The 26,858-nt window shown below is 68.1% G+C and carries 25 protein-coding genes and 1 tRNA gene; 14 read left to right on the top strand and 12 right to left on the bottom strand.

Annotation, left to right across the window (positions count from 1 at the left end; all coding sequences use genetic code 11):
* Positions 1-4: 4 nt before the first annotated feature.
* Together H9L22_RS06260 and H9L22_RS06255 are read right to left on the bottom strand one after the other, a co-directional pair.
* Positions 5-943, bottom strand: coding sequence for an ACP S-malonyltransferase (locus tag H9L22_RS06260; protein ID WP_187722032.1), 939 nt, complete (start codon positions 941-943; stop codon positions 5-7).
* A gap of 151 nt (positions 944-1,094) precedes the next feature.
* On the bottom strand, positions 1,095-2,279 hold the full coding sequence (locus H9L22_RS06255) for a PucR family transcriptional regulator (protein ID WP_187722031.1): 1,185 nt from the start codon (positions 2,277-2,279) through the stop codon (positions 1,095-1,097).
* 76 nt (positions 2,280-2,355) lie between these two features.
* On the opposite strand from H9L22_RS06255, the gene H9L22_RS18655 reads away from it, so the two are divergent.
* Complete coding sequence (locus H9L22_RS18655; RefSeq protein WP_226966163.1) at positions 2,356-2,973, top strand: PHP domain-containing protein; 618 nt, start codon at positions 2,356-2,358, stop codon at positions 2,971-2,973.
* Positions 2,889-3,380 (top strand): PHP domain-containing protein, encoded by a 492-nt coding sequence (locus H9L22_RS18650; RefSeq protein WP_226966280.1) that lies wholly within the window; start codon positions 2,889-2,891, stop codon positions 3,378-3,380. The genes H9L22_RS18655 and H9L22_RS18650 overlap by 85 nt, the downstream gene beginning before the upstream one ends.
* Here H9L22_RS18650 and H9L22_RS06245 read toward each other — a convergent pair.
* Together H9L22_RS06245 and H9L22_RS06240 are read right to left on the bottom strand one after the other, a co-directional pair.
* Positions 3,368-3,607 carry a GNAT family N-acetyltransferase gene (locus H9L22_RS06245; RefSeq protein ID WP_187722030.1) on the bottom strand — a complete coding sequence of 80 codons (240 nt, stop codon included), beginning with the start codon at positions 3,605-3,607 and terminating at the stop codon, positions 3,368-3,370. The two genes, H9L22_RS18650 and H9L22_RS06245, sit on opposite strands and share 13 nt — an antisense overlap.
* Complete coding sequence (locus H9L22_RS06240; RefSeq protein WP_187722029.1) at positions 3,562-3,882, bottom strand: hypothetical protein; 321 nt, start codon at positions 3,880-3,882, stop codon at positions 3,562-3,564. The genes H9L22_RS06245 and H9L22_RS06240 overlap by 46 nt, the downstream gene beginning before the upstream one ends.
* A gap of 121 nt (positions 3,883-4,003) precedes the next feature.
* Here H9L22_RS06240 and aceE point away from each other — a divergent pair, with 121 nt between their 5' ends.
* The 3 genes from aceE to H9L22_RS06225 all read left to right on the top strand — a co-directional run bounded on the left by aceE (position 4,004) and on the right by H9L22_RS06225 (position 9,521).
* The gene (gene aceE, locus H9L22_RS06235) at positions 4,004-6,763 is read left to right on the top strand and encodes a pyruvate dehydrogenase (acetyl-transferring), homodimeric type (RefSeq protein WP_406707814.1); all 2,760 of its coding nucleotides are present in this window, start codon (positions 4,004-4,006) and stop codon (positions 6,761-6,763) included.
* A gap of 116 nt (positions 6,764-6,879) precedes the next feature.
* Positions 6,880-7,314 (top strand): DUF3052 domain-containing protein, encoded by a 435-nt coding sequence (locus H9L22_RS06230; protein ID WP_264292613.1) that lies wholly within the window; start codon positions 6,880-6,882, stop codon positions 7,312-7,314.
* Positions 7,315-7,331: 17 nt separating this feature from the next.
* Entirely contained in the window at positions 7,332-9,521 is a 2,190-nt protein-coding gene (locus tag H9L22_RS06225) for a 6-phosphofructokinase (protein ID WP_187722026.1), read from the top strand.
* Here H9L22_RS06225 and H9L22_RS06220 read toward each other — a convergent pair.
* Positions 9,496-10,023: a hypothetical protein gene (locus tag H9L22_RS06220; protein ID WP_187722025.1), complete on the bottom strand. Its 528-nt coding sequence runs from the start codon at positions 10,021-10,023 to the stop codon at positions 9,496-9,498. The genes H9L22_RS06225 and H9L22_RS06220 overlap by 26 nt on opposite strands.
* Before the next feature lie 614 nt (positions 10,024-10,637).
* Between H9L22_RS06220 and H9L22_RS06215 the strand changes: the two genes are divergently transcribed.
* Entirely contained in the window at positions 10,638-11,957 is a 1,320-nt protein-coding gene (locus H9L22_RS06215) for a cellulase-like family protein (protein WP_187722024.1), read from the top strand.
* Here H9L22_RS06215 and H9L22_RS06210 read toward each other — a convergent pair.
* Positions 11,948-12,538 carry a TetR/AcrR family transcriptional regulator gene (locus tag H9L22_RS06210; protein WP_187722023.1) on the bottom strand — a complete coding sequence of 197 codons (591 nt, stop codon included), beginning with the start codon at positions 12,536-12,538 and terminating at the stop codon, positions 11,948-11,950. The two genes, H9L22_RS06215 and H9L22_RS06210, sit on opposite strands and share 10 nt — an antisense overlap.
* A gap of 96 nt (positions 12,539-12,634) precedes the next feature.
* Positions 12,635-13,534, bottom strand: coding sequence for a LysR family transcriptional regulator (locus H9L22_RS19630; RefSeq protein WP_187722022.1), 900 nt, complete (start codon positions 13,532-13,534; stop codon positions 12,635-12,637).
* A 69-nt stretch (positions 13,535-13,603) separates the two neighbouring features.
* On the opposite strand from H9L22_RS19630, the gene H9L22_RS06200 reads away from it, so the two are divergent.
* Positions 13,604-14,527, top strand: coding sequence for an EamA family transporter (locus H9L22_RS06200; protein ID WP_226966160.1), 924 nt, complete (start codon positions 13,604-13,606; stop codon positions 14,525-14,527).
* An 87-nt stretch (positions 14,528-14,614) separates the two neighbouring features.
* Positions 14,615-15,592 (top strand): YeiH family protein, encoded by a 978-nt coding sequence (locus H9L22_RS06195; RefSeq protein WP_226966159.1) that lies wholly within the window; start codon positions 14,615-14,617, stop codon positions 15,590-15,592.
* A 21-nt stretch (positions 15,593-15,613) separates the two neighbouring features.
* Here the strand turns inward: H9L22_RS06195 and H9L22_RS06190 are convergent, their stop codons facing one another.
* Positions 15,614-16,102 (bottom strand): Lrp/AsnC family transcriptional regulator, encoded by a 489-nt coding sequence (locus H9L22_RS06190; RefSeq protein ID WP_264292561.1) that lies wholly within the window; start codon positions 16,100-16,102, stop codon positions 15,614-15,616.
* Between H9L22_RS06190 and H9L22_RS06185 the strand changes: the two genes are divergently transcribed.
* From H9L22_RS06185 to H9L22_RS06175, 4 genes are all read left to right on the top strand, one after another.
* Positions 16,065-16,367, top strand: a complete 303-nt coding sequence (locus H9L22_RS06185; protein WP_344676304.1) for a LysE family transporter — start codon at positions 16,065-16,067, stop codon at positions 16,365-16,367. The two genes, H9L22_RS06190 and H9L22_RS06185, sit on opposite strands and share 38 nt — an antisense overlap.
* 145 nt (positions 16,368-16,512) lie before the next feature.
* Positions 16,513-17,604: an FAD-binding dehydrogenase gene (locus H9L22_RS18640; protein ID WP_344676392.1), complete on the top strand. Its 1,092-nt coding sequence runs from the start codon at positions 16,513-16,515 to the stop codon at positions 17,602-17,604.
* Positions 17,562-18,434 carry an ABC transporter ATP-binding protein gene (locus H9L22_RS18635; protein WP_406707813.1) on the top strand — a complete coding sequence of 291 codons (873 nt, stop codon included), beginning with the start codon at positions 17,562-17,564 and terminating at the stop codon, positions 18,432-18,434. The genes H9L22_RS18640 and H9L22_RS18635 overlap by 43 nt, the downstream gene beginning before the upstream one ends.
* On the top strand, positions 18,431-19,210 hold the full coding sequence (locus H9L22_RS06175) for an extracellular solute-binding protein (RefSeq protein WP_187722019.1): 780 nt from the start codon (positions 18,431-18,433) through the stop codon (positions 19,208-19,210). Before H9L22_RS18635 ends, H9L22_RS06175 begins: the two co-directional genes overlap by 4 nt.
* A gap of 460 nt (positions 19,211-19,670) precedes the next feature.
* On the opposite strand, the gene H9L22_RS06170 is transcribed toward H9L22_RS06175, so the two are convergent.
* The 3 genes from H9L22_RS06170 to H9L22_RS06160 all read right to left on the bottom strand — a co-directional run bounded on the left by H9L22_RS06170 (position 19,671) and on the right by H9L22_RS06160 (position 23,874).
* Positions 19,671-21,356, bottom strand: coding sequence for an ATP-dependent nuclease (locus H9L22_RS06170; protein ID WP_187722018.1), 1,686 nt, complete (start codon positions 21,354-21,356; stop codon positions 19,671-19,673).
* A gap of 86 nt (positions 21,357-21,442) precedes the next feature.
* Positions 21,443-22,402 carry a BsuBI/PstI family type II restriction endonuclease gene (locus tag H9L22_RS06165; protein WP_187722017.1) on the bottom strand — a complete coding sequence of 320 codons (960 nt, stop codon included), beginning with the start codon at positions 22,400-22,402 and terminating at the stop codon, positions 21,443-21,445.
* Positions 22,399-23,874 (bottom strand): Eco57I restriction-modification methylase domain-containing protein, encoded by a 1,476-nt coding sequence (locus H9L22_RS06160; RefSeq protein WP_226966277.1) that lies wholly within the window; start codon positions 23,872-23,874, stop codon positions 22,399-22,401. The genes H9L22_RS06165 and H9L22_RS06160 overlap by 4 nt, the downstream gene beginning before the upstream one ends.
* Here H9L22_RS06160 and H9L22_RS20055 point away from each other — a divergent pair.
* On the top strand, positions 23,807-24,709 hold the full coding sequence (locus H9L22_RS20055) for a TetR/AcrR family transcriptional regulator (protein ID WP_320060598.1): 903 nt from the start codon (positions 23,807-23,809) through the stop codon (positions 24,707-24,709). The two genes, H9L22_RS06160 and H9L22_RS20055, sit on opposite strands and share 68 nt — an antisense overlap.
* 438 nt (positions 24,710-25,147) lie before the next feature.
* Positions 25,148-26,812 (top strand): recombinase family protein, encoded by a 1,665-nt coding sequence (locus H9L22_RS20375; protein WP_187722587.1) that lies wholly within the window; start codon positions 25,148-25,150, stop codon positions 26,810-26,812.
* Here H9L22_RS20375 and H9L22_RS06145 read toward each other — a convergent pair.
* Positions 26,772-26,845 (bottom strand) — tRNA-Val (locus H9L22_RS06145). The two genes, H9L22_RS20375 and H9L22_RS06145, sit on opposite strands and share 41 nt — an antisense overlap.
* Positions 26,846-26,858 lie beyond the last annotated feature (13 nt).

The raw sequence follows: 26,858 nt of genomic DNA, 5'->3' as shown, positions 1-26,858 counted from the left end.
GGGCTCACTTCTGTTCGGGCTGCGCGGCCACGTGCGTGGCGACGAAGGCACGGGCCTCGTCCAGCTGGTCGGGGGAGTTGAGGTTGAAGAGTTCCACGCCCTTCAGGTTGCGCTGGGCGATCTTCGTCAGCGTTCCTGCCGGGGCGAGTTCGAGCAGGCCGGTGACACCCCTGGCGGCGAGGGTCTCCATGCACAGATCCCAGCGGACCGGGTTGGCGACCTGGTTGACGAGCCGTTCGACGGCGACCGTCCCGTCCGCGACGACCGAGCCGTCCGCGTTGGTAAGGACAGCGCACACCGGGTCGGCGAGCGTCAGCTCGGAGGCGACAGCGGCGAGCCGCGCGACGGCTGGCTCCATGTGGACGGTGTGGAAGGCGCCGGCGACGCTCAACGGCACCAGGCGGGCCCTCCGCGGCGGGTTCGCGGCCAGCGCCTCCAACTGCTCGACGGTGCCGGCCGCGACGATCTGGCCCGTGCCGTTGTTGTTGGCGGCGGTCAGCCCGGCCGCCTCGATGGCGGCGAGCACCTCGTCGCGGTCTCCCGAGACGACGGCGGTCATGGAGGTGGGGCGGACGGCGGATGCCTCGGCCATCGCGGTGCCACGGACGGCGACCAGTCGCATGGCGGCGGCGTCGGAGAAGACACCGGCGAGGGCCAGCGCCGCGAGCTCACCGACGGAATGGCCGGCCAGCAGGAGTTCGGGGGCGACGTGCCCGCCCAGCAGCGCCCGGCCGCTCAGCAGCGCCGAGGCCACCAACAGCGGCTGCGCGACGGCGGTATCGCGGATCTCGTCGGCGTCGGCCGCGGTTCCGTAGTGGGCAAGGTCGAGCCCGGCGGCCTCCGACAGGACCGCCAGCTGGTCACGCAGGACGGCGTCCTCGAGCCAGGGCACGAGGTAGCCGGGGGTCTGGGCGCCCTGTCCGGGCGCGACGATTGCTAGCACGGTCCAACTGTGCCCGCTCGGTCCGGCCACGTGGGCGCGCGAAGGCAACGAAAAAAGCAGGGGGCCGTTTGTGGGAGGTCCACAACGACACCGGGGACACAAGGGTGCTCAGGCCGTCCGGGGTTGTCGGGTGCCGTGAATCACACAGGTGTCATGCCTCGTGCAGCCGGCCCAGCGTGATCGCCATGCGCAGCACGTACGCCTCGCGCGGGTCGGACGGGTTGTAGCCGGTCACGTCCTGAATCCGCTTGAGGCGGTACCGCACCGTGTTGGGGTGCACGAACAGGGCCCGCGCCGTCGCCTCCATCGAACTGCCGTTGTCGAGGAACCCGACGCACGTGTCGAGGAGTTCCTTGTTGGCGGCCAGCGCAGGGAAGATCTCCGTGGCGAGGCTGCGCCTGGCGTGGCCGTCGCCGGCCAGGGCCCGCTCCGGCAGCAGATCGTGCGACAGCATCGTCGCCGGCCCCTCCGGCCATGCCTTCGCGGCGCGGTACCCGGAGGCGGCGGCCCGGGCGGAGTTGTGGGCCCCCGTCAACCCGTCCACCGTCGGCCCGACGACGACCGGCCCTGGCGCGAAATGCTCGGCGAGCTGTGCGATCCGCTCGCAGGTGGTGACGGGTTCCCCGACGCCGGGACCGCCGAAGATGCAGACGAGCCGGTCGCCTTGCGTCGCGGCGAGCACCTCGAGACGCAGCTTGACCGCGCTCCTGCGGAGCCCCTCCAGCTGGGCCTGTTCCGGCGCACCACCGACGGCGACGACGACGTGGGTGGAGTCGCTCCACCCCAGGGTGGAGGCGCGTGACAGGACGTTGTCGTCGGCCTCCGCGCGGACGACGGCGTCCACGATGGTCGCCTCGATGCGGGAGTCCCAGGCGCCCCGCGACTCGGCGGCGCGGGCGTAGATCGCGGCGGCGGCGAAGGCGATCTCGCGGGAGTAGAAGACGATGCCGAGCTGCAGCGGCTGCCGGTCGCTGCGGGGGAGCAGCAGCCCGATCTGTTCCTCGACGACATCGGTGGTGGTGCGGACCAGGTCGACGGTCTGCTGCAGTGAGATCCGTCGTGCCATCACCCGCGGGGCGGCACCGAAGATCGACTCGGGGTCGAACTCGTCGCCGGCGAACCAGGTGACGAATCCGTCGATGCCGGAGCGCGCCAGCACGCCGATCCAGGACCGGCTCTCCGCGTCGAGCTGACCGAACCAGGCATGCCGCGAGGCGAGCGCGGCCAACGCGGCAGTGTTCATTTCACTGGAAGCGGCCGCGAGTCGCTTGACGACGCCCGCCCGCATGCGGGCGGACGAGATCAGGGCAGGGCCGGTTCCTGGGCGTGGGTCCATGGCGTCAGCCTATCGGCGTCGCACCACGTCCGTCCGCCCGCCGCCCACGGCCGGGCCCCAGGCCTACAGTGACCCCATGCCCGCCCTCCCGACCCCTGAGACGGTCCTGCGCGAGTACGCGTTCTGGCTGGAGCGCGAACGCGCCGACACCTACCGCGTCCGCGCCTTCCGGCAGGCGGCCGAGGTCGCCGCCGCGCTCGAGCCGGGCGCCGTCCCCACGACGGAGGCGCAGTGGCGGGCGCTGCCAAGATTCGGGCCGAAGACCGCGGCGCTGGCCGCGGCCGCCGTCGCCGGTGAGGTCCCACAGGCGCTCGCCGATCGGCGAGCCGCGGGGGCCGCCTCGCTCGCCCCGGCAGGCGACGGGCTACGCGCCCTGCTCCGCGGCGATCTGCACACCCACACCACCTGGTCAGACGGCGGCTCGCCGCTGTGGGAGATGGCGGAGGTGGCCGAGGCGTTGGGCCACGAGTACCTCGCGATCACCGACCACTCGCCCCGGCTGCGCGTGGCTAACGGGCTGACCCGGGAGCGGCTCACCGCCCAATGGGAGGAGATCGCCCTGGTGCAGGAGATGCGCCATGTGCGGGTGCTCCGGGCTCCGAGGTCGACATCCTCGGCGACGGGTCGCTGGACCGCTCCGACGACCTCCTGGCAGGGCTCGACATCGTCGTCGCGTCCGTCCACTCCGACCTGAATGCCGACGCCGACACGATGACCGCCCGCATGGTCGGCGCAGTCTCGAACCCCCACACGACGGTGCTCGGCCACTGCACCGGGCGGCGGCTGCGCGACGACGGCACCTGGCGTGCCCAGTCCCGTTTCGATGCCGAGATCGTGTTCGCGGCCTGCGCCATGTTCGGCGTGGCCGTCGAGATCAACTCCCGCCCGGAACGCCAGGACCCTCCCCTGGAGCTGATCGAACTGGCGAAGGAGGCGGGGTGCCTGTTCAGCATCGACTCGGACGCCCACGCGCCGGGCCAGCTCGACTTCCTGAGCTACGGCGCGGCCCGGGCGGTGGAGGCCGACATCGAGCCGGAGCGGATCATCACGACGTGGCCACTGCCGCGGCTACTGGATCATGCCCGCCGTCACCGATCATGACCGGCCAGCGACAGCGCCAGCTCCACCTGGCTGCGGCTCCGGTCGTGCATGTACGGCACCGTCACCCCCGTCGCGATGAACCCCAGCCTCCGGTAGAGCGCCCGCGCCGGTCCGGCATCCTCGTGGACGTCGAGCCACAGCCGGTCGGTTCCCTGCCGCGTTGCCCAGTCCGCGATCCCACTCACCAGGGCGGCTGCGATTCCTGTGCCCCGGTGTGCAGGCGCCACATAGACCGCCAGCACATATGCGCGGAAGGGTCGTAGTGGGCGTACAGCCGACCGGCCGCCTGGCCGATCCACACGCCGCCGACCTCGGCGACCAGCAGCGTCGAGTCGGGCGCCAGCGAGCTGGTGAGCCGGGAGGCCCAGCGGCTTGTCGGCCAGCGCTCCAGGTCGTCGAGGCGCTCGTTGAACGAGTCGGGGGAGTCGGCCAGCATCTCGAGCCGCAGCCGGCGGGACTGCTCGACCTCGTCCGGGCGGGCGCTCCTTACCACGATGCTCATGGGGCGAGCCTATGGGGAGAGGGTCGCAGTCCGGCATAGAATGCCTGCCCCGCGCACACGCGCTAGGCTGACTGGACGCGGCCTCAGCGCCGTCCGTGTGTCGTTGTCGAGAGGAATTCTTGTGAGCCAGAACGAGGCCGGACCGATCCTCAATGGTCTGCCCACCAATCTGCCTGATACCGATCCCGCCGAGACCGACGAGTGGCTTGAGTCGCTCGACGGCGTCATCGAAGCGGGAGGGCGAAACCGGGCCCGTTACGTGATGCTCAAGCTCCTCGAGCGCGCGCGCGAGCGGCAGATCGGCGTGCCGTCGCTCACCGGCACCGACTACGTCAACACCATCCCCGCTTCGCAGGAGCCCGCCTTCCCCGGCGACGAGACCCTCGAGCGCGGCATCCGCCGTCTGCTCCGCTGGAACGCGGCCATCATGGTGCACCGGGCGCAGCGCCCCGGCGTCGGCGTCGGCGGCCACATCGCGTCGTACGCGTCGTCGGCCACCCTGTACGAGGTCGGCTTCAACCACTTCTTCCGCGGCAAGGACCACCCGGGCGGCGGTGACCAGATCTACTTCCAGGGCCACGCCTCGCCCGGCATGTACGCCCGCGCCTTCCTCGAGGGACGACTGGACGAGGACGACCTCGACGGCTTCCGGCAGGAGCACTCCCACTACGTCGACGGCGAACTCCGCGCCCTGCCCAGCTACCCGCACCCGCGGCAGATGGACAACTTCTGGGAGTTCCCGACCGTGTCGATGGGCCTCGGGCCGATCAACGCGATCTGGCAGGCCCAGTTCAACCGCTACCTGCACAACCGCGGCATCAAGGACACCTCACAGCAGCGCGTATGGGCGTTCCTCGGCGACGGCGAGATGGACGAGGTCGAGTCGCGTGGCGCGCTGCAGCTGGCCGCCAACGAGGAGCTCGACAACCTGACGTTCGTCGTCAACTGCAACCTGCAGCGCCTCGACGGCCCCGTCCGCGGTAACGGCAAGATCGTCCAGGAACTTGAGGCCTTCTTCCGCGGCGCGGGCTGGAACGTCATCAAGCTCGTCTGGGGCCGCGGCTGGGATCCGCTGCTGGCCAACGACACCGACGGCGCGCTGGTCAACCTCATGAACTCGACCACCGACGGCGACTTCCAGACCTTCAAGGCTAACGACGGCGCCTACGTGCGGAAGAACTTCTTCGACCGTGACCCGCGTACCTCGGCGATGGTCAAGGACTGGACCGACGACGAGATCTGGCGCCTGACCCGCGGCGGTCACGACTTCGCCAAGGTGTATTCCGCCTACAAGGCGGCCACCGAGTTCACCGGCGCGCCGACGGTCATCCTCGCCCACACCATCAAGGGCTATTTCCTGGGCAAGCACTTCGCGGGCCGCAACGCCACGCACCAGATGAAGAAGCTGGCCCTCGACGACCTCAAGGGCTTCCGCGACCGCGTGGACGTGCCGATCACCGACGCGCAGCTGGAGGAGAACCCGTACCAGCCGCCGTACGTGCGCCCCGGCCAGGACGACCCGCGCATCCAGTACCTGCAGCAGCGCCGTCGCGAGCTCGGCGGATACCTGCCGGAACGTCGCGGCGACAGCAAGTTCATCTCGCTGCCCGGCGACAAGGCCTACGAGTCATCCCGCAAGGGCTCCGGCAACCAGCAGGTCGCCACGACCATGGCCTTCGTCCGGCTCCTGAAGGACCTGATGCGCGACAAGGCGTTCGCGCCCCGCGTGGTCCCGATCATCCCCGACGAAGCACGCACGTTCGGCATGGACGCGTTCTTCCCGACGATCAAGATCTACAACCCGCACGGCCAGAACTACACGCCGGTCGACAACGAGTTGTTCCTCAGCTACCGCGAGTCGAAGTCGGGCCAGATCCTGCACACCGGCATCAACGAGGCCGGCTCCGTCGCGTCCTTCACCGCCGCGGGCAGCTCCTACTCGACGCACGGCGAGCCCATGGTCCCGATCTACATCTTCTACTCGATGTTCGGGTTCCAGCGCACCGGCGACGCGATGTGGGCCGCGGCCGACCAGCTGACGCGCGGCTTCATGATAGGCGCCACCGCCGGCCGCACCACGCTGACCGGTGAGGGGACGCAGCACATGGACGGACACTCGCCGATCCTGGCCTCCACCAACACGGCCGTCGTCAGCTACGACCCGGCCTACGGCTACGAGATCGCCCACATCATGCGCGACGGCCTGCGCCGTATGTACGGGGAGCAGCCGGAGAACGTCATGTACTACCTGACGGTGTACAACGAGCCGATCGTCCAGCCGGCCGAGCCGGAGGGCATCGAGGTCGAGGGCATCCTCCGCGGCATGTACCTGGTGAAGCCTGGCAGCTTCGACGGGGTCGGGGAGGACGCACGCCGCGCCCAGATCCTCGCCTCCGGCGTCGGGATGGCCTGGGCCATCGAGGCGCAGGAACTGCTGAAGGCGGACTACGGGATCGTCGCCGACGTCTGGAGCGTCACCTCCTGGGGCGAGCTGCGCCGCGAGGGCCTCCAGGCCGACGAGCGGGCCTTCCACGACCCGTTCGGCCAGCACGAACCCACCTGGGTCGAGCAGAAGCTCGCGGGCGCACCCGGCCCCGTCGTCGCCGTGTCCGACTACATGCGGGCCGTTCCCGACCAGATCCGGCAGTGGGTCCCCGGCGACTACACCACGCTGGGCGCCGACGGCTTCGGCTTCTCGGACACCCGCGCCGCCGCACGCCGCTACTTCAACATCGACGGCCCCTCCATCGCCGTCGCGGTCCTGCAGCGCCTGGCTGTGGCCGGCGAGGTGCCACAGGAATGGGCGACCGAGGCCGCGGCCAAGTGGAAGCTGGACGACGTGACGGCCGGCTCCTCCGGCAACGCGGGAGGCGACGCCTGACCGCGATCACCCGTCGAGAATCGGCGGGGGCACCCCGACGGGGTGCCCCCGCCGTCTCTTTACCAGGGGGGTGCGATGAAAAGTACCGCGCGATCTGGCAGGCTTGGGGCGTGGACATCGCAGGTGGGAAGGCTCCCGGGACATCGAAGGAAACGCCAGACGGAGCGGAGCTCCTCGGACTCACGCTCGACATGGTCGTGCAGGAGTTGGGCTGGGACGAGGACGTCGACGCTGATCTCCGCGACCAGATCATGGACCTGATCGACGCGGAGATGGTCGACGAACCGCTGGAGGCCGTCGACGCGGTCATCCTCTGGTGGCGCGACGAGGACGGTGATGTCGCCGACGGGCTCGTCGATGCGACCACCGACCTGGCCAGCGGCGGCTTCGTCTGGCTGCTGACGCCGAAGGTCGGCCGTCCCGGATTCATCTCCGCCGCCTCGCTGGCCGAGGGTGTCACCGTCGCCGGCTTGTCACTCACCTCAACCGCGAACGTGGCCCATGACTGGCAGGCCACCAAGGTCGTGCGCCCTAAGGGCGCTCGTAAGTGACCCGCCGAATCGGGGTCATGACCTCGGGCGGAGACGCCCAGGGAATGAATGCGGCGGTCCGTGCCATCGTGCGGGCAGGCATCCACGCGGGTGTCGAGGTGTTCGCGGTCCAGGAGGGGTGGCAGGGCGCCATCGAGGGCGGCGAGCAGATCGTCCAGCTGAACTGGAGCGACGTCTCGGGGATCCTCCCCAAGGGCGGAACCATGATCGGCACCGCCAGATCACCGGAGTTCCGTACGCGCGAGGGACAGCTCACCGCGGTCGAGAACCTGATCGAACGGGGCATCGACCGGCTCATCGTGATCGGCGGCGACGGCTCGCTGTCCGGCAGCCGCGAGCTCTGCCTGGCCTGGCCCGGACTGGTGCAGGAACTCGTCGCGGCCGGCAGGCTGACACCTGAGGCGGCCGCGGCGCATCCCCGGGTCGCCATCGTGGGCCTGGTCGGGTCGATCGACAACGACATGGTCGGCACCGACATGACGATCGGCACCGACTCGGCGCTGCACAGGATCACCGACGCCATCGATGCGATCTCGTCGACGGCCGAGTCACACCGCAGGACCTTCATCGTCGAGGTCATGGGCCGCCGCTGCGGCTACCTGGCGCTCATGTCGGCCATCGCCGGCGGCGCCGACTACACGTTCCTGCCCGAGTCCCCGCCGCGCGACGGCTGGGAGGACAGGATGGTCGACGTCCTCGGCCGCGGAAGGGCCGCGGGCAGACGCGACTCGGTCATCGTGGTCGCCGAGGGGGCGGCCGACCGTGACGGCGAGCCGATCACCGCCGAGCGGGTGCAGCAGGTGCTGCTGGACCGCACCGGCGAGGAGGCACGCATCACCATCCTCGGCCACGTCCAGCGCGGCGGCACGCCGTCGGCCTACGACAGGTGGATGGCGACGGCGTGCGGCGTCGAGGCCGTCCATCAGGTGCTGGACGCAGGCGAAACGGACGAGCCGATGCTCGTCGGGATGCGCCGCGACCACGTGGTGTCCGTCCCGCTGCTGCAGGCCGTCGAGGACACACACCGGGTCGCCGACTACATCGCGGAGGGCGATTTCGACGCAGCCATCGAGGCGCGTGGAGTCGGCTTCACGACCATGGTCGACATCTACCGGGTCCTCAGCGAGGCCACCCCGACGGTGACCGCCGTCGCCCCGGCCCGCCGGGTCGCGATCATGCACGCCGGTGCCCTCGCCCCCGGCATGAACCAGTTGGCCCGCGTCGCCGTGCGCTCCGGGCTCGACCGCGGCTTCGAGATGGTCGCCGTCCAGGGCGGCGTGCCCGGCCTGGTCGAGGGCGCGCTGCGTGAGGTCGGCTGGTCCGACGTCGAGGGCATGGCCAATACCGGCGGCGCCGACTTCGGTACCCGCCGCTACGTCCCCACCGAGGCCGAGCTCTACCAGATGGCCCGCTCGCTGGAGGACCACCGGATCGACGCGCTGCTGGTGATGGGCGGATTCCACGCCTACGCCACCGTTGACCTCATGGAGCGCGAACGTAAGCGTTACACGGCCTTCTCCATCCCGATCGCTGTGCTGCCCGCGAGCATCGACAACAACCTGCCCGGCTGGCCCATGTCGGTCGGCTCCGACACGGCGCTGAACACCGTCGTCGACGCCATCGACATGGTGCGCATGTCTGCCTCGGCGAGCAAGCGTGCCTTCGTCGTCGAGACGATGGGGCGCGGTTGCGGCTTCCTGCCGCTCATGGGGGCCATCGCAGGAGGCGCCGAGAAGGCGTACCTGCCGGAGACGGGGATCAGCCTGGAACAGCTGACGGCCGACGTGGCGGCGCTGGTCGACTCCTTCGAGTCGGGGCGTTCCTTCTATCTGACCGTCATGGGTGAGGACGCCAGCGAGCACTACACCGGCGAGGTCATCGCCCGGCTGTTCGAGGCCGAGGGTAGGGGCCTGTACTCGGTGCGGCAGGCCGTCATCGGCCACATGCAGCAGGGCGGCGTGCCCTCACCGTTCGACCGGATCAACGCGACGCGGCTCGCCTACCTGGCCATCGCCAACCTCGACGGGCAGCTGGCCTCCGGCACCTCCAACATCGTCGCGGCGTCCAGCAGCGCCGAGGGCATGTTCGGGCCGTGGCGCGTGGTCACGGAGGACATGGACTGGGAGGCTCAGCGGCCCCTCGACGAGTGGTGGATGCGGCTACGGCCGGTGTTCGCGCAGCTCAGCCGTCGCCCTGGCCAGGAGTAGCGACTCCCTGGCAGCGCGTCAATGCGACGCCGAACCGGGTCGAGGAGTCACACAGCGCCATCTCGAGTTCAGTGCGCACCTCGGCCACCGCAGGGACGCTGGTCGGCACGGAATCGCGCACGATGAACACCTGGCTGTCGAGGCCGCGGCGCAGCAGCGTGAAGCTGACCTGCGCAGCGACGCCACTGTCGACCCGGACGCCGGTGAAGCTGCAGGACGCGGCCTCGCCACCCGGTAGCGCCGACTCGTTGACAGGCAGGGTCTCGGCGACCTCCGAGTAGGCCGCGCGATGGTCGGCCATCAGATCGGTGCAAGCCTGGGGGAGATCGTCGCCGACGGTCGGCAGCGTCACGATCTGGGTCAGGGTGTCGGTGTCGGCCTGCCGCAGCCGCACCAGCCGCCGGTCGCCCTGCACCGTCCCGTCGTAGTAGATCTCCCAGCCGGGCTGCAGCGGATAGGTCGTGTCGCCCAAATCGATGACGGTGGGCGTGGCCGGGGTCACGGGCGCGTCGGTGTCCCCGGGGGAAGCTGTGGCGGGCGGTGCCGTGGCCGTGGGGAGCCCCGGCCCTGCGGGCGTCGACGCCGGGGGGCGGAGCCGTTCGGGGTCGACGGCGACGGGGTCGTCGCAGCCGGTGTGGACGGTGCCGGCTCGGCCGAGTCTCCGCTCGGACCGAACACCACCAGTGAGACGCCGACCGCCACCGCCAGCACCCCCACACCGGCAGCCGCGAGCAGTCGCGGTGACGGTGCCGGGCGGGCGGGGGAATCGAGTGGGATGCCGCGGCGGGCGGGGCCAGCCGAGGCCGGGGCGGGCGTGGCGGCGCGCCGAGGGGACGAGACGGTCGGCTCTTCGATCAGTGCACGGCGCCCCGGGGCGGTGGGAGCGACCGGTTCATCCGGGGTCGGCGGGAGGCCACGACGGCCGGATGACGTCGCCATGCCGCACCTCCTCGGCTCCGTGGGCAAGCTCGTCAAGCTTGCCACACAGCGCGTCGGAAGCGAGATGACCGGGGTTTCATCCATGTGGACCCGGGGTCCCGCCATGTCGTCCGAGAATGTCGGCCCCTAGCATGAGACGGTCCCCGAACAGTCCGGGGAGGAAGCGAGGCGACAGCCGTGAGCGACAGGTACCTGGGCACCGGCCACCTCCCCGAGGCCGCAGCTGACGGCCTCACCGGCGCCGTCCCTGAACATCTGCCGCGTCGGCTGGCGATCACCCTGTGGGACTTCTCCTGGTACACCCGGGCCGGTGCGGGGGAGCCCTACGCCGATCTCGACGCCGTCTGCGCCGACGCTGCGTCTCTCGGCTACAACACCATCCGCATCTGTGCTGCCCCGCTGCTGCTGTTCGGAGGGCTGGGGCTGGACGACCTGGCGACCGGCCTGGAGATCGAGGGGCTCGGTCCGGCTCCCACCGGCGGGTTCTACGGACAGAACACGCGCTGGTACGACACCCCTGGCGGCTACCGGATCGACCTCCGCTCCCGCTTGGCGGAACTCTTCGACGCCGCCGCGCGCCACGGCCTCCACCTCATCCTCGCGAGCTGGGAGTACCAGCAGTCGCCCAGCTTCGCCCGCTCCAGCGACTGGTTCACGGCGATCGACGCGGTCCCCCTGGAGCGCCGGTACGGGGTGCTGGCCGACGCGTGGCACCGGCTGATCGGCTGGGCCACGACGCTCGGCCACAGGGACCGCATCGCGCTCGTCGAACTCCACAACGAGGTCGACTTCTCGATCCTGCCCGACCTGCGTGACGGTGGCGAGGAGCCTCTGCGGAGGCTCCGGTCCGCCCACCCGGACCTGCTCATCACCGCCGGCTACGGCAAGCCGCCCCACCTGGCGATGCACCGCGTCTCCGCGGCCCTCGGGGCTGCGCAGTTCCACGTCTACAGCTATGGGGTGCTGGACGCGTTGCAGCGGCGCATCGACATCCGGGACGAGGACAGCGAGGGATTTCCCAACGCCCCGCTCCGGGCGCTCCTGCGTCCGGATGCGCCCTCCCCGACGGCCTACGGGACGCCCGCTCCGTGGAAGCTGCAGGCCACGGTCGTCACGTCGCAGATGATCTACGGCTACGACTGGGTGGATCCGGAGGCCTGGGACAGGTGGCTCTACGAGGAATACGGCCGGTACCACGAGGTGATGCACAGGGAGATCCAGTCGCGGGTGCTGGCCATCGCGGCCTGGGCCCGCTGGCGTGAGGTCCCCGCCGTCATCGGTGAGGGCTGGGTGGGCTACACCCCGCTGCACGGCACGTTCGAGGAGGGGATCCTCGGACGCGCGCTCGCCGAGCACGGAGTCCGTACGGCGATCGCCAACGGCATCTGGGGCGTGGTGCCCGGCTCGAACGCGGCGCCGCATCACCCGCTGTGGGAGCAGCGGGACTGGCAGCGCGCCGTCAACCGGCTGATCCTGTCTCCCGCGCCTCAGGGCTGAGTTTCGGCTCCGATGTGGGCGTCCCCGAGCGCGAGCAGGTGTGCACCCAGCGCCAGGACCCTGGCGTGGAGAGCGTCATCGCTCGGTGCATGGTCGCCGCGCAAGGAGGGTCGGGTCGGCGCGTTGAGCGCCGCGAGGAAGAACGCGACCGCTAGCCGGCGCTCCGGGGTCGGCTCGGGCCCCAGCAGGGCCGCCTCCATGCCGTCGAGGATTGCGGCGATGTGGGGCTCGGATCGCATGACCGCCTCCACGGTGTGGTCGTTCATCATCACGGAGTAACTCGGCCGGTGCGCGACGATGAGGTCCGCCAGAGCACGCACGATCACCCAGGCCCGCGCCTGCGGCTCCTCAACGAGCGACGCTGTCGCCACTGCAGCCTCCAGACCCTCCAGACCCTCCCGCAGGACCTCGAGGATGATCTGGTTCTTCGCCTGGAAGTGGTGGTACACAGCTGCCTTGGTGATGCCGAGTTCGTCGGCGATCGTCTGCAGCGAGGTGGCGTCCACGCCCCGCTGCGCGAACAGCCTGAGGGACGCGTCGAGGATGCGTTCACGGCCCACGCCCGCTGCTGCCCTTCCCATCACCACACTCCCCCGAGAGGATCCCAGTCTGGCCGTTCGACGCGATTCTGTGGTGCGGAACCCGATTCCGGCCGGGGGATCTGACGGTGCCGGTGGTCAGCGCCGAACGGAGCCCGAAGCGCGACCGGTGTCGGCCTCCGCGTACAGGCGGGTGACGGTGTCGATCAGTTCCGTCAGCCCCGTGGGCGGCTCGTCCCTGCGCCACGCGAGCCGCACGGGGATGCGCGGTCCATCCTTGATGGGGCGGTAGGTCACCCCCGGTCGGGGGTGGTGGTGCACCGTCGCCTCCGAGGTCGAACCGACGGCACGTCCCGAGGCGATGGCGTCGAGCCAGTCGTCGACGTCGAACGACTCGACGGTGGACAGCGGACGACCCGAGCCCGCCCACAGGGCCTCGTTCGTGGTGCCCGTGCGGCGGTCGACGACGATCGTGCGCTCCGCGACCTCGGCCATCGTGAGGCGACGCCGTCTGCTCCACGCCGGGTCGTCCGAGGCGAAGGCGACATAGCGCTGCTCGAGGCCGACCACCATGGCGTCGATCCGCTGGTCCTCGACGGCGCGACGGACGATGGCGACGTCAGAGAATCCCTCGGTGAGTCCCGAGGTCGCCGAGTTGTGCCGGATCAGGTGCAGTTCCTGTCGCTCGTGGGCGGCCGCCCATGCCCGCTGCAGTGCCGTGGTGTGCCTGCCCAGCGCCGACCAGGCGTAGCCCAGCCGCAGGACGCCGTGACGCGACAGGACGACGTCGGTGAGGCGCTGGGCATCGGCCAGGAAGCGTCGGACGTGGGGAACGAGTTGCCGGCCTGTCGCCGTCGGTTCACAGCCGCGGGGGATGCGGCGCAACAGCTGCTCGCCCAGCCGGCGTTCGAGCGCGGCGATGGTCCGCGACACAGCCGCCTGGGAGACGCCCAACTCGCCGGCCGCGTCGGTGAACGACCCGGTCTCGACGGCGGAAACGAAGAAGCGTAGCTCGCGCAGGTTCCAGTCCAGATCCATACGGCAAGCGTATGGCATGTCCGCATCCGGTATTCGACGGGGGGCGGGGAGGGTCCTAGCTTGGCGACCATGGAACGTGTGGGTGGTGTCGCGATCCCGTCGCGCCCGGTGACGGTGTCGCCGACGGGGGCCGGTGGGCGGCGTCGGGGCATCGGGTTGATGCTGGCCGGCTCGGCCTCGGCACAGGCTGGCGCGGCGGTCGGCGCCGCAGCGTTCCCGGTCCTCGGGCCCATCGGCGTCACCGTCGTGCGCCAACTCGTCACGGCGGTCGTCCTCGGGGTCGGCGTGCGGCCGCGCCTGCGCGGGCTCCGGCGGGACCAGTGGCTCCCGGTGCTCGCGATGGTGATCGTTCTCGGGGTGATGAACGTCTCGCTGTACCTCGCCGTCGACCGGATCGGGCTCGGACTCGCCGTCACGCTGGAGTTCCTCGGTCCGCTCGCCGTCGCCATCGCGGGCTCCCGCCGGGCCGTCGACCTGGCGTGCGCCGTCCTGGCCGGCGTCGGCGTGCTCGTGCTCACCAACCCGGGCCCGTCGTCGGACCTCGTCGGGATCTCCCTGGCGCTGATCGCCGCGGTCGGCTGGGGCGCCTACATCCACCTCAACCGCGCCCTCGGGCAGCGGTTGCCGGGCCTCCAGGGGACCGCTGCGGTCGCCGTGGTCAGCGGCGCGGTCTGGGTGCCGCCAGCGGTCGTCTGGTTCAGCCTGTTCCGCCCGACGCCCCCGGCGATCCTGCTGGCCGTCGTGTGCGGCGTGCTCGGCTCCGTCGTGCCCTATGTCGCGGACCTGCTGGCTCTGCGCCGGATTCCGGCCAGCCTGTTCGGCACGATGACCAGCGTGAACCCCGTGTGGGCCGTGGCGGCCGGGTGGCTCGTGCTCGGCCAGGTGCTGGCACCCAACGAGTGGCTCGGCATCGGGATCATCGTGGCGGCCAACGTGGTGGTGTCGGCCCGCAGCCTGCGCCCCGCCCCGGCGGAGGTCGCGACGGCGGCCTGACCGGCTGTCGCCGTCAGCCGCTCGTTCGAGCGGCCGGGGGGCCGTCGGATTGGGCGGTGGCCCCGGGCAGTGGAAGGATCGGTCCCCGTGCGAAAACTGCTGCCCGGACTCGTCCTCTGCCTGATCGCCGGCGCCGTCTCGGCCGCCGTGAACCTGGCGCTCCCTGAGGTCAGCGCGCTTCTCGTCGCGATTCTTCTCGGTGTCGTCGTCGGTAACGTCGTCCGGCTGCCGGAGTCACTGCGTCCCGGCATCGCCGTCTCAGCCAAGCGTGTGCTCCGCATCGGGATCGTGCTGCTCGGCCTGCAGGTCGTCGTCGGCGACATCGTGGGTCTCGGCTGGCCGATGCTGATCGTCATCGTGACCATTGTCGGGCTGGGGCTCGTGGGCACGCTGATCGCCGGGCGGCTGCTGGGCATGCCCTGGGCCCAGCGTGTGCTCATCGCCTGTGGCTTCTCGATCTGCGGGGCCGCCGCAGTCGCGGCCGCATCCGGCGTGGTCGACGCCGAGGAGGAGGACGTCGCCACCGGCCTCGGGCTCGTGGTCCTGTTCGGGACGCTGATGATCCCGGCGATGCCGCTGTTGGTTTCGCTACTCGGCATGTCCGACTACGACGGCGGGCTCTGGATCGGCGGGGCGACCCACGAGGTGGCACAGGTCGTCGCAGCCGCGGGCCTGGTCGGGCCCGATGCGCTGAAGGTCGCCGTCATCGTGAAACTCGCCCGCGTGGCCATGCTGGCGCCGGTCATCGCGGTGTTGTCGCTGCTGGTGCGCCGCGCCTCCTCGGGTGCCGTCGGCACGGGCAAGCGGCCGCCGATCGTACCCCTGTTCGTCGTCGGCTTCCTGGCGATGAGCGCCGTCGCCTCGCTGCACCTCCTGCCGGCCGGCGTGCTGGCCGGTGTGAAGGTCGTCCAGACACTGCTGCTCGCCGCTGCCATGTTCGCTCTCGGGCTGGGCGTCAGGTTCGCGACGCTGGCGAAGGTGGGCCCGCGGCCGTTCGTCCTCGGCGCGATCTCGACGGTGCTCGTCACGGCCATCGCCTGGGCCGGGGTCGCGCTCACCCAGTAGCCCGGACGCGGGGAAGTGGGATCAGGGGATCGGGACGGTGCCGTCGCCGCCGAAGTTCCGCATCACCATCGTCGAGGTGAGCCGCTGCACCCCGGGGAGGGCGCCGAGTCGCGTGTCGTAGATCTCCTGGTAGTGCGTCAGGTCGCGGGCCAGCACCCGGAACAGGTAGTCGGGTTCGCCGAAGAGTCGCTGTGCGGTCACGATGGCCGGCTCCGCTGCCGCGGCGTCCTCGAAGGCGGCCACCGTCTCGAGGTCCGTCCTGGCCATCGTGACGAAGACCAGCGCCTCGAAGGTCAGCCCGACGGCGCGGGGCGGCACCAGCGCGCGGTACCCCTCGATGACACCCGAGGCCTCCAGGTCCCTGACCCGGCGGTGACTCGACGACAGGCTGAGCCCCACCCGGGCGGCCAGGTCGGTCATGCTCAACCGGCCATCCTCCTGCAGCAGGGAAAGAATCTTCGCCGACTCGGGGGTGCAGCAGTTCCTGCGCGGCGTTGGTGTCAGCGGCACCAACCCGAAGGGCATGCTCCTGCTGCTGGCGCTGCTGCCGCAGTTCATCGTCCAGGACGGCTGGTCGTCCACGGCGCAGATGCTGGTGCTGGGCGGCCTCCACATCGTCGACATCGCCGTCATCTATCTCGTGGTGTCGCTCCTGGCACGGCGACTGCTCAGCGCCAGGCCGACGGCGAGCCGGGCGGTCACGCGGCTCTCGGGCGTCGTGATGATCGTGCTCGGCCTCGGCATCCTCGCGGAGACGGCGGCCGCGATCGTCTGAGCCCCGGCGTCGGGTGATCGCGGGGCGGACCCGGTCGTTCCCCGGACGGGGCCCGGGGGCCTCTGCCGACGGTTGAACTGGTGCAGGCGGGGCGCAGAGGGCCAGGGCCTACGTCGAATGGGCTGCGGGGGAGAAGCGCGCCTGGCTGCATGGGCGTGGGGTCCGGTTCTTTCCCGTCGTCGGCTGGGCGGAACGCGGTGACGGCAGGGCCACCGGTCACGGCAACTCGGTGCCCCGCTTCCACATCACCTGGGGCCCCGGTCCCGGGGTCGTCGAGCCCTTCGAGAGAGCCTGCCGAGAGGCCCAGGTCGCCGGACGGCTCACCATCCTCGGCCGCCACAAGGTGACCGGCCTGGTCGTGACCGACGGCGCCGTCACAGGGGTCCGCGGATGCCGACTGGCCGACGACGGCGCGGAGCGGGCGGTCGCCAGCAGCCGGGACGTCGTGGGTGACTTCGAGATCGCGGCGGGCGCGGTCGTCGTCGCCTCGGGCGGTGTCGGAGCGAACCTGGACCTGATCCGGCAGTACTGGCCCGAACGGCTGGGCGCCATGCCGCGCGACGTCGTCGTCGGTGTGCCGGCGTTCGTCGACGGCTCGATGCTGCCCATCAGTGAGGAGGCCGGCGCCAGGATCGTCAACCGCGACCGGATGTGGCACTACACCGAGGGCATCGCCAACCACTCGCCTGTGTGGCCCGGCCATGGGATCCGGATCCTGCCCGGGCCGTCGTCGATCTGGCTCGACGCCGACGGCAACCGTCTGCCCGCCCCCTGCTTTCCGGGGTTCGACACGCTCGGCACCCTGTCGCACCTGCGCGGCACCGGGGCCGACCACTCGTGGTTCGTGCTGACCCGCAAGGTCATCGAGAAGGAGTTCGCCCTGTCCGGCTCGGAACAGAACCCCGACCTGACAGCCAGGTCCGTCCCTCAGGTGCTCGGGAGAGTGAGGAAGGGTGCGCCCGGTCCGGTGCAGCGGTTCCTTGATGACGGCGAGAACTTCCTGCAGGCCCGCAGCGTCGCCGAGCTAGTCGCCAGCATGAACGCTCTGGTGGGGAGCGCCGGATCGACGCCGACGCCCTGCAGCGGCTCCTCGAGGCCAGGGATCGTGAACTGGTCAACGACTTCGGCAAGGATGCGCAGATCGCCGCGATCCGTGCGGCGCGTGGCTACAGGGGCGACCGTCTCATCCGAACGGTGGCCCCGCACCGCTTCCTCGATCCCACCAATGGGCCCCTGATCGCCGTCCGGCTGCGCATGCTGACCAGGAAGACCCTCGGCGGGATCCAGCGGACCTGTCGTCGCGTCAAGCGCTACGGCGAGACGACGATCATCCCGGGCCTCGACCTGGACATTGAACCGGGGGAGTTCTTCACGCTCCTGGGGCCGTCCGGCTGTGGCAAGACGACATTGTTGCGCATGATCGCCGGTTTCAACACCATCGAGGGCGGTGACTTCTACTTCAACGACCAGCGCATCAACGACATGGAGCCCTCGAAGCGGCACATCGGCATGGTGTTCCAGAACTACGCCATCTTCCCTCACCTGAGCGTGCGCAAGAACGTCGAGTTTGGACTGCGGAACATGAAGTTCCCCAAGGACCAGGTGCGCGACAAAGCCGAGGAATTCATCAAGCTGGTCCAGATCGAACGCTGGGCCGATCAGATGCCGGACCGGCTCTCGGGCGGGCAGCAGCAACGGGTCGCCCTGGCCCGAGCACTGGTCACCAACCCCGACGTGCTGCTCATGGATGAGCCGCTGTCGAACCTCGACGCCAAACTCCGCATCGAGATGCGCGACGTCATCCGGGAGATCCAGCGCGAGGTGGGCACCACCACCGTCTACGTCACCCACGACCAGGAGGAGGCCATGGCGGTCTCCGACCGCATCGCCGTCATGAAGGACGGTGTCATCCAGCAGTTGGGGACCCCGCAAGAGCTGTATCACCGGCCCTGCAACCTCTTCGTCGCCACCTTCATCGGTCGCTCCAACGTGATGAACGGCCTCCTCGAGTTCCGCGACGGGAGGGCCGTGCTCACCGTCGCCGGGGCAAGCCGCAGGGCGACATGATGTGGGGCGGCCTCGACACCGCCGACGGCGACAAGCACACCGAGATCTTCGAGCACTGGCTCTCGGAGCACGAGGGTGACGTGCAGGCCGCGTACAAGTCCCCGAACGGCTTCTACAACGTCGACCACCTGTCGAGCGTCGCGTTCGCTGTCAACAACAACCTCGAGAAGGAACTCGGCCTCGAGATCAACGGCTACGAGGACCTCCTCGATCCGGCGCTCAAGGGCAAGATCGTGATGGCCGACCCGACCTCGTCGTCGTCAGCCTGGAACAACATCTCCAACATCATGGCCGTGTTCGGCAACGACTCGCCCGAGGCATGGGACTTCATCAGGGGCCTCCTGGAGAACGACGTCGTCATCGCCGGCTCGTCGTCGGCGACATTTGGCAGCGTCGAGGACGGCGAATACGTCGTCGGCCTGACCTACGAGGACGGCGTCGCCTCCCTCATCAAGAGCGGGGCCAAGAACATCCGTCTCCAGTACCCCGAGGAGGGCACCAGTGCCTCCGCGTTCGGCACGGCCGTCATCAAGGGTGGCCCGAACCCGGATCTCGCCAAGAAGGTCATCAACTACATCATGAGCCCTGAGGGCCAGGTGGCGTTCGGTGAGGCCGTCGGCACCGTCCGCATGACCACGACTGCCGAGGTGAACTCCGAGTTCCTGCCGAAGCACGCCGAGGTTACGTGGGTCGAGCGTGACGTGAAGTGGCTGACGGAGAACCGCGACGACGTCGTGTCGAAGTGGACCGATCTGTATACGGAGGTCAACGGCTGATCCCAGCCGCGAGACTCACAGAGGTGGTCGACCAGCCGAATGACTGGTCGGCCACTTCTGTTTCCGGAAAGTGATTCAATCTCCGTCATCGTCGACGCTAGGGACCCGGATACGCGGCTTCACCGGCAGCGCCAAGAGACCGTGCACGGCGGGCTTCCACACCGTGGTGGGCTCCATCGAACGCTACGGGAACACGCGACTGCGGGTCGAGAGGCTAGCTTCCGTGTGGAATCAGGGCATCCGCGAGGATGCCACCCCTGTCGGAGAGCCGGACGACCCCCTGATCGACGCGTCGGCGGAACCAAGTAAACGACCTCGAACCCGCCTCACGGACAGCGAAGTGGACGCTATGCGAACAGCCCGCGCGCAGGGAGTCAGCGTGAACACACTGGCGCGGCGGTTCGGGGTTCACCGGGGCACGGTGTGGGCGAAGACCCAGTGAGCAGCGCATACCTACGCCCTAACTCGCCACTTCGCGGATACCCTTCACGAATTCGACGGCATCATGTCCTGGCGACTCATGCAACTTCTGCTCAAGTACAGCGGATACCCAGGAAGGGCCGTGCCCAGCAACGCTAGGCGCGAAGCGCTCAAGCTCCCCCACCGGAACTACGCAGAGACCTATCTCTCGTAACCCTGCTAGCAGCCGTTCACATGCCCGATAGGCGTCACCTTGTGGGACAGCTTGCAGCCCAGACCGTTTCGCCTTATCCCAGCCAGACTCAGCTTTCATTAGGGCGCGAACTGATTCGACCTCTTGGCGGCTAAGAACTTCGTTCGGAAGTGCATCAAGCTGCCGATTCAACTCATCTTTCAGAGTCAGCTTTCGGAGAGGCTTCTCATCGGAGGTCAGCGCACTTCCGACACGCTTCAAGTCTGCCTCGTACTTCGCAAAGTCACCGCCCAGCGAGCAAACGATCCTCTCGACGTCAGTAGGGTTTCGCAGGACATCGAAGTCAGCGACAACAATTACGGGTACACTGACCGCACGCAAAGCGTCCACCACCGAGGACATTCGCGCTTTCCCTCCGCAATGCGTGAAGAGAAGCTGAGCCTCTCGGCCGACGATCTGCTGGTCCTCGCTGGTAGATAGGTGGTCCAGGACGGCGGAATAGTACCGGCAATCAGCATCACTCTCGCAAAGCACGACGGCATCGTGAAACAGGCCGTCTAGAACATTCGAATAGCGAAGCAGCGGGTCAGACCATAGCGTCTTCACAGCAGAGTCAGGTAGCACTGCGGGGTGGTTAGTGTTCCCATCTCTCGTCACCCTAATGATGGTTACAGAAGCTCCACCTTCAAGCGCACCCTGAAGCACATCGTTGCTGTGCGTGGCTATAAAGACCTGTTGCGCACGCGCCTTGTCGGCAAGAACCGAGCCCAACCGCCGCGCCTGCGGTGGATGGAGGAAGGCTTCCGGCTCATCGATCAGAAGAATCTGGTGCCGACCTGCTGCAAGATGAAGAACTAGTCCGAGGTAGCTCCGGACGCCATCTCCTTGTTCCTCAAGCCTTGGAAGCTCTTTGAGTGCCGCAAGATATTCACCCTTGGGGCGACCCTTCTCATGCTGAAATAAAGGAGGCTCCCCAAGTCTCAAGCTGATCACCGAACCGGCGTATCGGTCAACGGTGACGCCAAGCCCAAACGCGCCCCGGCTTTCTCGGTCGATCTCTTCCTCGATGACTGAGTCTAGATATGCGCGTTGCACAGGATGGGATGGGATTGCGCTAGAAAAGTCCAGGTTGGATTGAGAGTCTCCCGCTGATAGCCGCGTTGTTCCATCTGCGTGGAAAATAAAGAGCGAAGTCAGGACGTTCAGGTTCTGCTGATTCCACTGGGCTTCGATATCTCGACTGGTGACCTCTCCCCAGCCCTCGATTTGGTACCGATCAACACCATCCCGCGTAATTTGAGGCACACGACTGGCGACCCACTCTCCGATCGTCGCCACAGCCTCCTTCTCGTAGTCCACCGATGTGAGTACTCGACCGTTGTACTGAGGTTCACGGGCGAGGTTTGCGAGATCTTTGAGTGCCTGGCTCTTCCCGGCGTTATTAGGCCCAACCAGCAACACCACACCCTCGGCGGGGATGTCGACCTCGCGGCCATCGCTGTACTGAACCCTCGTGACCCGGACTTGTACCATTTGCATCCTTCCAGCCAGCTCTTCAGTATCGGTCAGCCTCTTTCACTGGGAGCAGCAAGACCGCCTTGCTCCCAATGATTCCACGGTCAGACGTAGGGCCCGAGGAAGCGTTCGCCGTTGTAGTGGATCATGTGCGTGGGGTGGTCAGCGCACCAGACTTCGGATTCCCACGCGATCTTGTCGACGTATTTGCGGAACTCGGCTCGGTCTGGGAAGCAGGAGACGTAGACGAGACCTGCTGTTGACGCTTCGAACAGGTCGGCGAGTTCGGCTTGTCGTTTGGAGTCGACAGGTCCGTGGGAGCTTGCGGCCTCTAGGAGTACGAGCCAATTGCGGTCCGGAAGGTAGATGACGAGGTCCGGCATCTTGCCGTGCTCGTTGACCGCGACATTAAGCGAGGCGAGCGTGTCGCGTTCGAACAGCGCCCACTTGTCGCCTGCGTCGCCGATGTAGAGCACCTGCCCACCTGGGGTGAAGCGGGGGCAGAAGTCTTCGACCATAGCCTTGAGGAGCACGTTCTGGCCGCCGGGGGTGAGGGTGAAAACCGAACCGTCCGGGAGCGTGAGTGGGATGCGATTCATATCTCGCGCGGCTGCGTACCGGGCCTTGAGTCCTGGTAGCTCGGCGAGGTACTGATCGACGGCCGACTGCCAGGAGTCGGTGTCGTATGCACGCAGGACGTCCAACGCTTCGGCGGTGACCTGGTAGTTCCACTTCGGGGAGTTGACTGGGCGTTGTGGCTCATCAGGGTTCTGCGCTACGAGCTGTGCCTCCACGAACTGGTGGAGCGTGAACCGCCGGACCGTCTCGCGACTGTTCGGCGCGTAGTCCTTGCCGTACTCGTCTCGGATGAAGTCCATGATCGCCCGCGTGCCGAGCATCGGGTTCGCTGCCTCGACCCAGGACTCGGACGGTGTGAGGCGCAGAAGCGCAAGGAGCACAAGCGCCGATCGTTCGTTGCTACGCTCGGCGTCCATGCCGAGGGTTTCAAGGACTATCCGCGCATCTTCCGCTCGCTCATGGGCCGTCTCGCTCAACTCGCTCATGCGGCGATCAACTCCATGACCAAGGAGTCCACTTCAACCTGGGACGCGACCACGTTGCGGCCCAGCTCGCGTAGCGCAACTGCGGTGGGGAACCGCAATGCTCGTAGGTCGGTGGCGTTGACCTGGGTGTGACCAGAGAAGGTCCGGAAGAACTTGTCGATGACGGAGGAGTTGAGCCACACGGCGATGCCCTTCGCGAGGTCTTCGTCTAGACCACGGCCACCGACATGGAAGACATTGAGGTGATTCTCGAACGCCACCTCGCCGGGGTTGTCCACGGGCGACCAGACCGACGCAACGATCCGACGGCGCTCTTCCTTCGCGCTGAAACGCTTGACGACCGCGTACCAGCCCTCTGGCAGGAGCATGCCACGGTCTTTGTCATCACTAGGTTGGAACCACTGGGGCTTACGAATCTCTCGTGGCCAGAGCACGCTGCCGTCCCGGAGGTTGCCGGGATAGACCAATGGCAGGGCGTCCGGCTGCTCGACGGCACTCAGAGCATGGCGTGACCGGAAGTCCACTACCCGGCCCGTGGAGACTTGAACGCCAAGATCGGTCAGCGAGCACGGCTGGGAGAGCACTAAGTCGGCGACAGCCGTGTCGTCGGCATTGGTCGCCAGCCGGATGAATCGGTTGGGGTCGTTAGGGAAGACGACCTCCTCGTAGGCAACGGCACGGGATGAGATGTCATCGGTATGGTCGCGGCTGACCGAGAGTTCGACGACCCCAGGCGTTGCTCCTCGGGTGCCGGCGAAGACCACGTTTTCCTGGAGGACCCCGGTATCGGCGAAGACTGTCGAGCGGGAATCGAAGACGTGCACGCGGTCAAGCGCGATCGAGTCGAGCAAGTGGGCACGGAACGCGCCGAAGTACGGGCCGTTGAAGAACGAGCGGGGAGTGATTGCGACGACTTGACCGCCTGCTCTGAGGGCGGCGATGGACAGAGAAAGGAACGCCGCATACAGGTTGGGCGCATCGACTCCGGCAGCACGCATGGCCGTCCGATGTGCGCTCGACGCCGCCAGCTTCCCGTACGGAGGGTTCTCGATCACGAGATCGAACTGGCCATCCAGGCTGAGAGATGCACCCAAGCCGACGGAGTCGAGAATGAAATCCGCTTCGACAGCCTCGGCGTGGACTCGGCCACTGCCGACGTGCTCGCACGCAGAGAGCGTGGCACGAAGATTCGGCAACACAGCAGGGTCGCGCTCAACCGCAACGATCTCAATCGACAGACCCGGTCGCTCCGATAGCGCACGGCTGACGAGCGCTGCGGCCAGCACACCTGAGCCCGCACCAGGGTCAAGCACACGCAGAGTTCCCGCCTCGGGTAAGCGGGGCATCGAAGCGATGAGCTGAGCCGCGGCTGCGGGCGTGAAGAACTGACCAAGCTCGCTCTGAGTGCGCACATCAAGCCCACCGAGGGCAGCAACTCGCTCGACCTCGGCGACATCCAAGAGGTCCGCCATCAGCACCATCCCATCGTATCTGGGCGCACTGACACGCCGCCGGGAACACGCAGACCGCGAGCAGAGTGCCGAACCTCCCCAGCTGCCACGCTCGTCAGTTTCGCTCGTTGCGACGGACCTCGTTCGAGTGACCACGCGTCTTGCAGGTCAAGGTCCGTACTACTCTGTATGGAATTGGACGGCGTGGCCTGGCGCGGCCGCCCAGCGGAGAGGAGTGATCAAAGTGGTGGAGAAGCGGCGGGGTCCAGGGCGTCCAGCGTATGACTCGAAGCAGAAGCTCGTGGCAGCGACATGCACGTTGCTGTCGGAACGCGGGTTCGAAGCGACGAGCCCAGTGATGATCCAGCAACGCTCCGGCATTGGACAGGGGAGTATGTACCACCACTTCCCCGGCAAGGGGAAGGAGGGGCTCGCCCTGGATGCGATCAGCCACATGCGGGCCAGCACCCTCGCGTTCCTCGACGGAACCCCCACACCTCAAGGTGCCGAGGTCGAGGCCGTGCGTGAGCACATCGTCGCCGCGCTGGATCGCCTGTTCGACCGTCGCGAAGGTCAGGCATTGATCCGGCTCATGGCTGACGGGGTGGCTGGGGCGATCAAGCCGCTCGCGCAAGCGACCCAGGACTGGTGCGACGACATCCGCGCGGCGATCGTGGTGATGCTCCGCGACGACGACCCTGCCGAAGACTCCGAGGTGGCTGATGGGGCCGCCAGCTTCCTCGCTCCCGAGTTCGAGCACCTCGCGGAGGAACTGTTCACAGCGGCGCTCGGGCGCGGGCTGGTCAGGTTGCCGAAGATCGCGTTCTACCTGTTCCCGGACCGCGAAGAAGCGTAGTCTGATCTCAAAACAATTCCATACGGAGTAGTACGGTCCTTGATCTGCAAGAGGCGTGTCGTCTCGAACAGGGTCTGTATGTCGGGCAGTAATCCTGTTCGGCGATCCGCGTTCTGGGAGGTGCTGCGCACCTACCTGTCATGAGGACTGAGGATCGACGCCTACGGGTTCGGGTGACGCGACAAGACGCGCCTGATCTCGGCAAGCTCATCGAGTGGGTGTTGAACATCGCCCAGGCCAGACATCGTGCCTGGCTCAACGGCGAACCGGACCCATACGGGCTCCCGGTTCCCGAGAGGATCGAGCCCTTGACCTTGGGTGGCGCAGACGGTGCCGGGAAATTTCCGGGACCGTCAGCCTCCCCGCAGCGCCGAGCGGTTCAGCCACCATGATCTCTGCTGCTGGAAGCGCCCGGCTCCACCACGAAGGAGGCTCATAATGACCACCACGCTCGCCACTGACGCCAGCACCGAGGCGGAAGCCCCGGTGCTGCTCGCGGTGTCCAATCTGCGGGTGTCCACGCGGGAGCAGGCCGAGCGCGGCGGCACCGAAGAGGGCTTCTCGATCCCCGCGCAACGCGACGCGAATCAGCGCAAGGCCGACGAGCTGGGGGCGCGGGTCGTGCGGGAGTTCGTGGACGCAGGGGAGTCTGCGCGTTCGGCGGATCGCGATGGGTTGCGGGACATGCTCGCCTTCATCGCCGCCTCGCGGGTGCAGTTCTGCATCGTGCACAAGCTCGACCGGCTCGCCCGCAACCGCGCCGATGATGTGAAGATTCACGAAGCCCTCATCAACGCTGGGGTCACCCTCGTCTCGGCGACCGAGTCCATCGACCAGACACCCTCGGGGATGCTCGTTCACGGCATCATGTCCAGCATCGCTGAGTTCTACAGCCGCAACCTCGCCACTGAGGTCACCAAGGGGCTCACCCAGAAGCTCGCTCAGGGTGGTACTCCGATGCGTGCCCCGGTCGGCTACCTCAACGTACGCCGCACCGACGACCAAGGCCGCGAGGTTCGGACGGTCCAGGTCGATCCCGAACGGGCTCCACTGATCCGGTGGGCATTCGAGACCTACGCCCAAGGCGAGACCTCCGTGAGCGGGCTGTTGCGAGACCTCACCGCCCGTGGCCTGATGACGGTGCCGTCGCCGAAGCGGCCCTCGAAGCCGTTGGGGAAGAACACGCTCTACAAGCTGCTGACGAACCCGTACTACGCAGGCGTCATCCGCTACAAGGGCGCACTGCACCCGGGTGCGCACGAACCGCTCATCGAGCCCGCACTGTTCGACCAGGTGCAATCGCTGCTGACGGCACGCAATGCACGGGCAACTCGGCACGTGCAACACGCCCACCATCTCAAGGGTCTGCTGCACTGCGGCACCTGCGGATCACGGATGCTGCTCGACTTCGCGACCAATCCACGCGGCACGACCTACGCCTACTTCGTCTGTTCCGGCCGTGCAGCGAAGAGGACGAACTGCACCCGTCGCGCGGTGCCTGTGCAGGTTGCGGAACGGCTCGTCGAGGACTCCTACGCCTCGATCACGATCAGCGAAGCCGACTACCGGCATCTCGCGGCGGAGGTCGATGCCGCGTTCGACAAGCGCGGTGCCGGGCGGGATCAGGAGTTCGCCGACCTCACCGCGAACCGGGCACGCCTCGAAGCCGAGAGTGACAAGCTGCTGGCCGCACACTTTGCCGACGCCATCGACCTCCCGACGCTCAAGCGACATCAAGACCGCATCCGCGCAGGGCTGGCAGACGTCGAGCAGCGCCTCGCCCAGCACGACGAACAGCACACGGGCGGTCGCGCGTTCCTTCACGACAGCCTGCGGCTACTCACCGACGCCCACCGCGCCTACGCGCACTCGGACGACGGAAGCAGGCGGCTCGCGAACCAAGCGTTCTACACACGGTTGGAGATCACCGAAGACGAGCAGCTACGCCCGCGCCTCGCGGAACCGTTCGCCACCATTGTCCACGAGGCGATCGGAGGCGAGGATGCCAAACGGGGCCACTCCACATCTTCCGACGTCGCGTGTTCCTGTAAGACACTTTGGGTGGGCGCAGAGGGACTCGAACCCCCGACATCCTGCTTGTAAGGCAGACGCTCTAACCAACTGAGCTATGCGCCCGGGCCAGCCAAGG

This window comes from Tessaracoccus defluvii, from assembly GCF_014489575.1.
Lineage (GTDB): Bacteria > Actinomycetota > Actinomycetes > Propionibacteriales > Propionibacteriaceae > Arachnia > Arachnia defluvii.
This window is presented reverse-complemented; position numbering and strand designations above follow the sequence as displayed.

What these genes read in the sequence shown, in the direction of transcription:
- H9L22_RS06165 (WP_187722017.1), bottom strand. Translation starts at nt 22,402, where the DNA reads ATGAGCGAGTTGAGCGAGACGGCCCATGAGCGAGCGGAAGATGCGCGG.
- H9L22_RS18655 (WP_226966163.1), top strand. Translation starts at nt 2,356, where the DNA reads ATGCCCGCCCTCCCGACCCCTGAGACGGTCCTGCGCGAGTACGCGTTC.
- H9L22_RS06255 (WP_187722031.1), bottom strand. Translation starts at nt 2,279, where the DNA reads ATGGACCCACGCCCAGGAACCGGCCCTGCCCTGATCTCGTCCGCCCGC.
- H9L22_RS06170 (WP_187722018.1), bottom strand. Translation starts at nt 21,356, where the DNA reads ATGGTACAAGTCCGGGTCACGAGGGTTCAGTACAGCGATGGCCGCGAG.
- H9L22_RS19630 (WP_187722022.1), bottom strand. Translation starts at nt 13,534, where the DNA reads ATGGATCTGGACTGGAACCTGCGCGAGCTACGCTTCTTCGTTTCCGCC.
- H9L22_RS06160 (WP_226966277.1), bottom strand. Translation starts at nt 23,874, where the DNA reads ATGGCGGACCTCTTGGATGTCGCCGAGGTCGAGCGAGTTGCTGCCCTC.
- H9L22_RS06175 (WP_187722019.1), top strand. Translation starts at nt 18,431, where the DNA reads ATGATGTGGGGCGGCCTCGACACCGCCGACGGCGACAAGCACACCGAG.
- H9L22_RS06240 (WP_187722029.1), bottom strand. Translation starts at nt 3,882, where the DNA reads ATGAGCATCGTGGTAAGGAGCGCCCGCCCGGACGAGGTCGAGCAGTCC.
- H9L22_RS20375 (WP_187722587.1), top strand. Translation starts at nt 25,148, where the DNA reads ATGACCACCACGCTCGCCACTGACGCCAGCACCGAGGCGGAAGCCCCG.
- H9L22_RS06210 (WP_187722023.1), bottom strand. Translation starts at nt 12,538, where the DNA reads ATGGGAAGGGCAGCAGCGGGCGTGGGCCGTGAACGCATCCTCGACGCG.
- H9L22_RS06200 (WP_226966160.1), top strand. Translation starts at nt 13,604, where the DNA reads ATGGAACGTGTGGGTGGTGTCGCGATCCCGTCGCGCCCGGTGACGGTG.
- H9L22_RS06225 (WP_187722026.1), top strand. Translation starts at nt 7,332, where the DNA reads ATGACCTCGGGCGGAGACGCCCAGGGAATGAATGCGGCGGTCCGTGCC.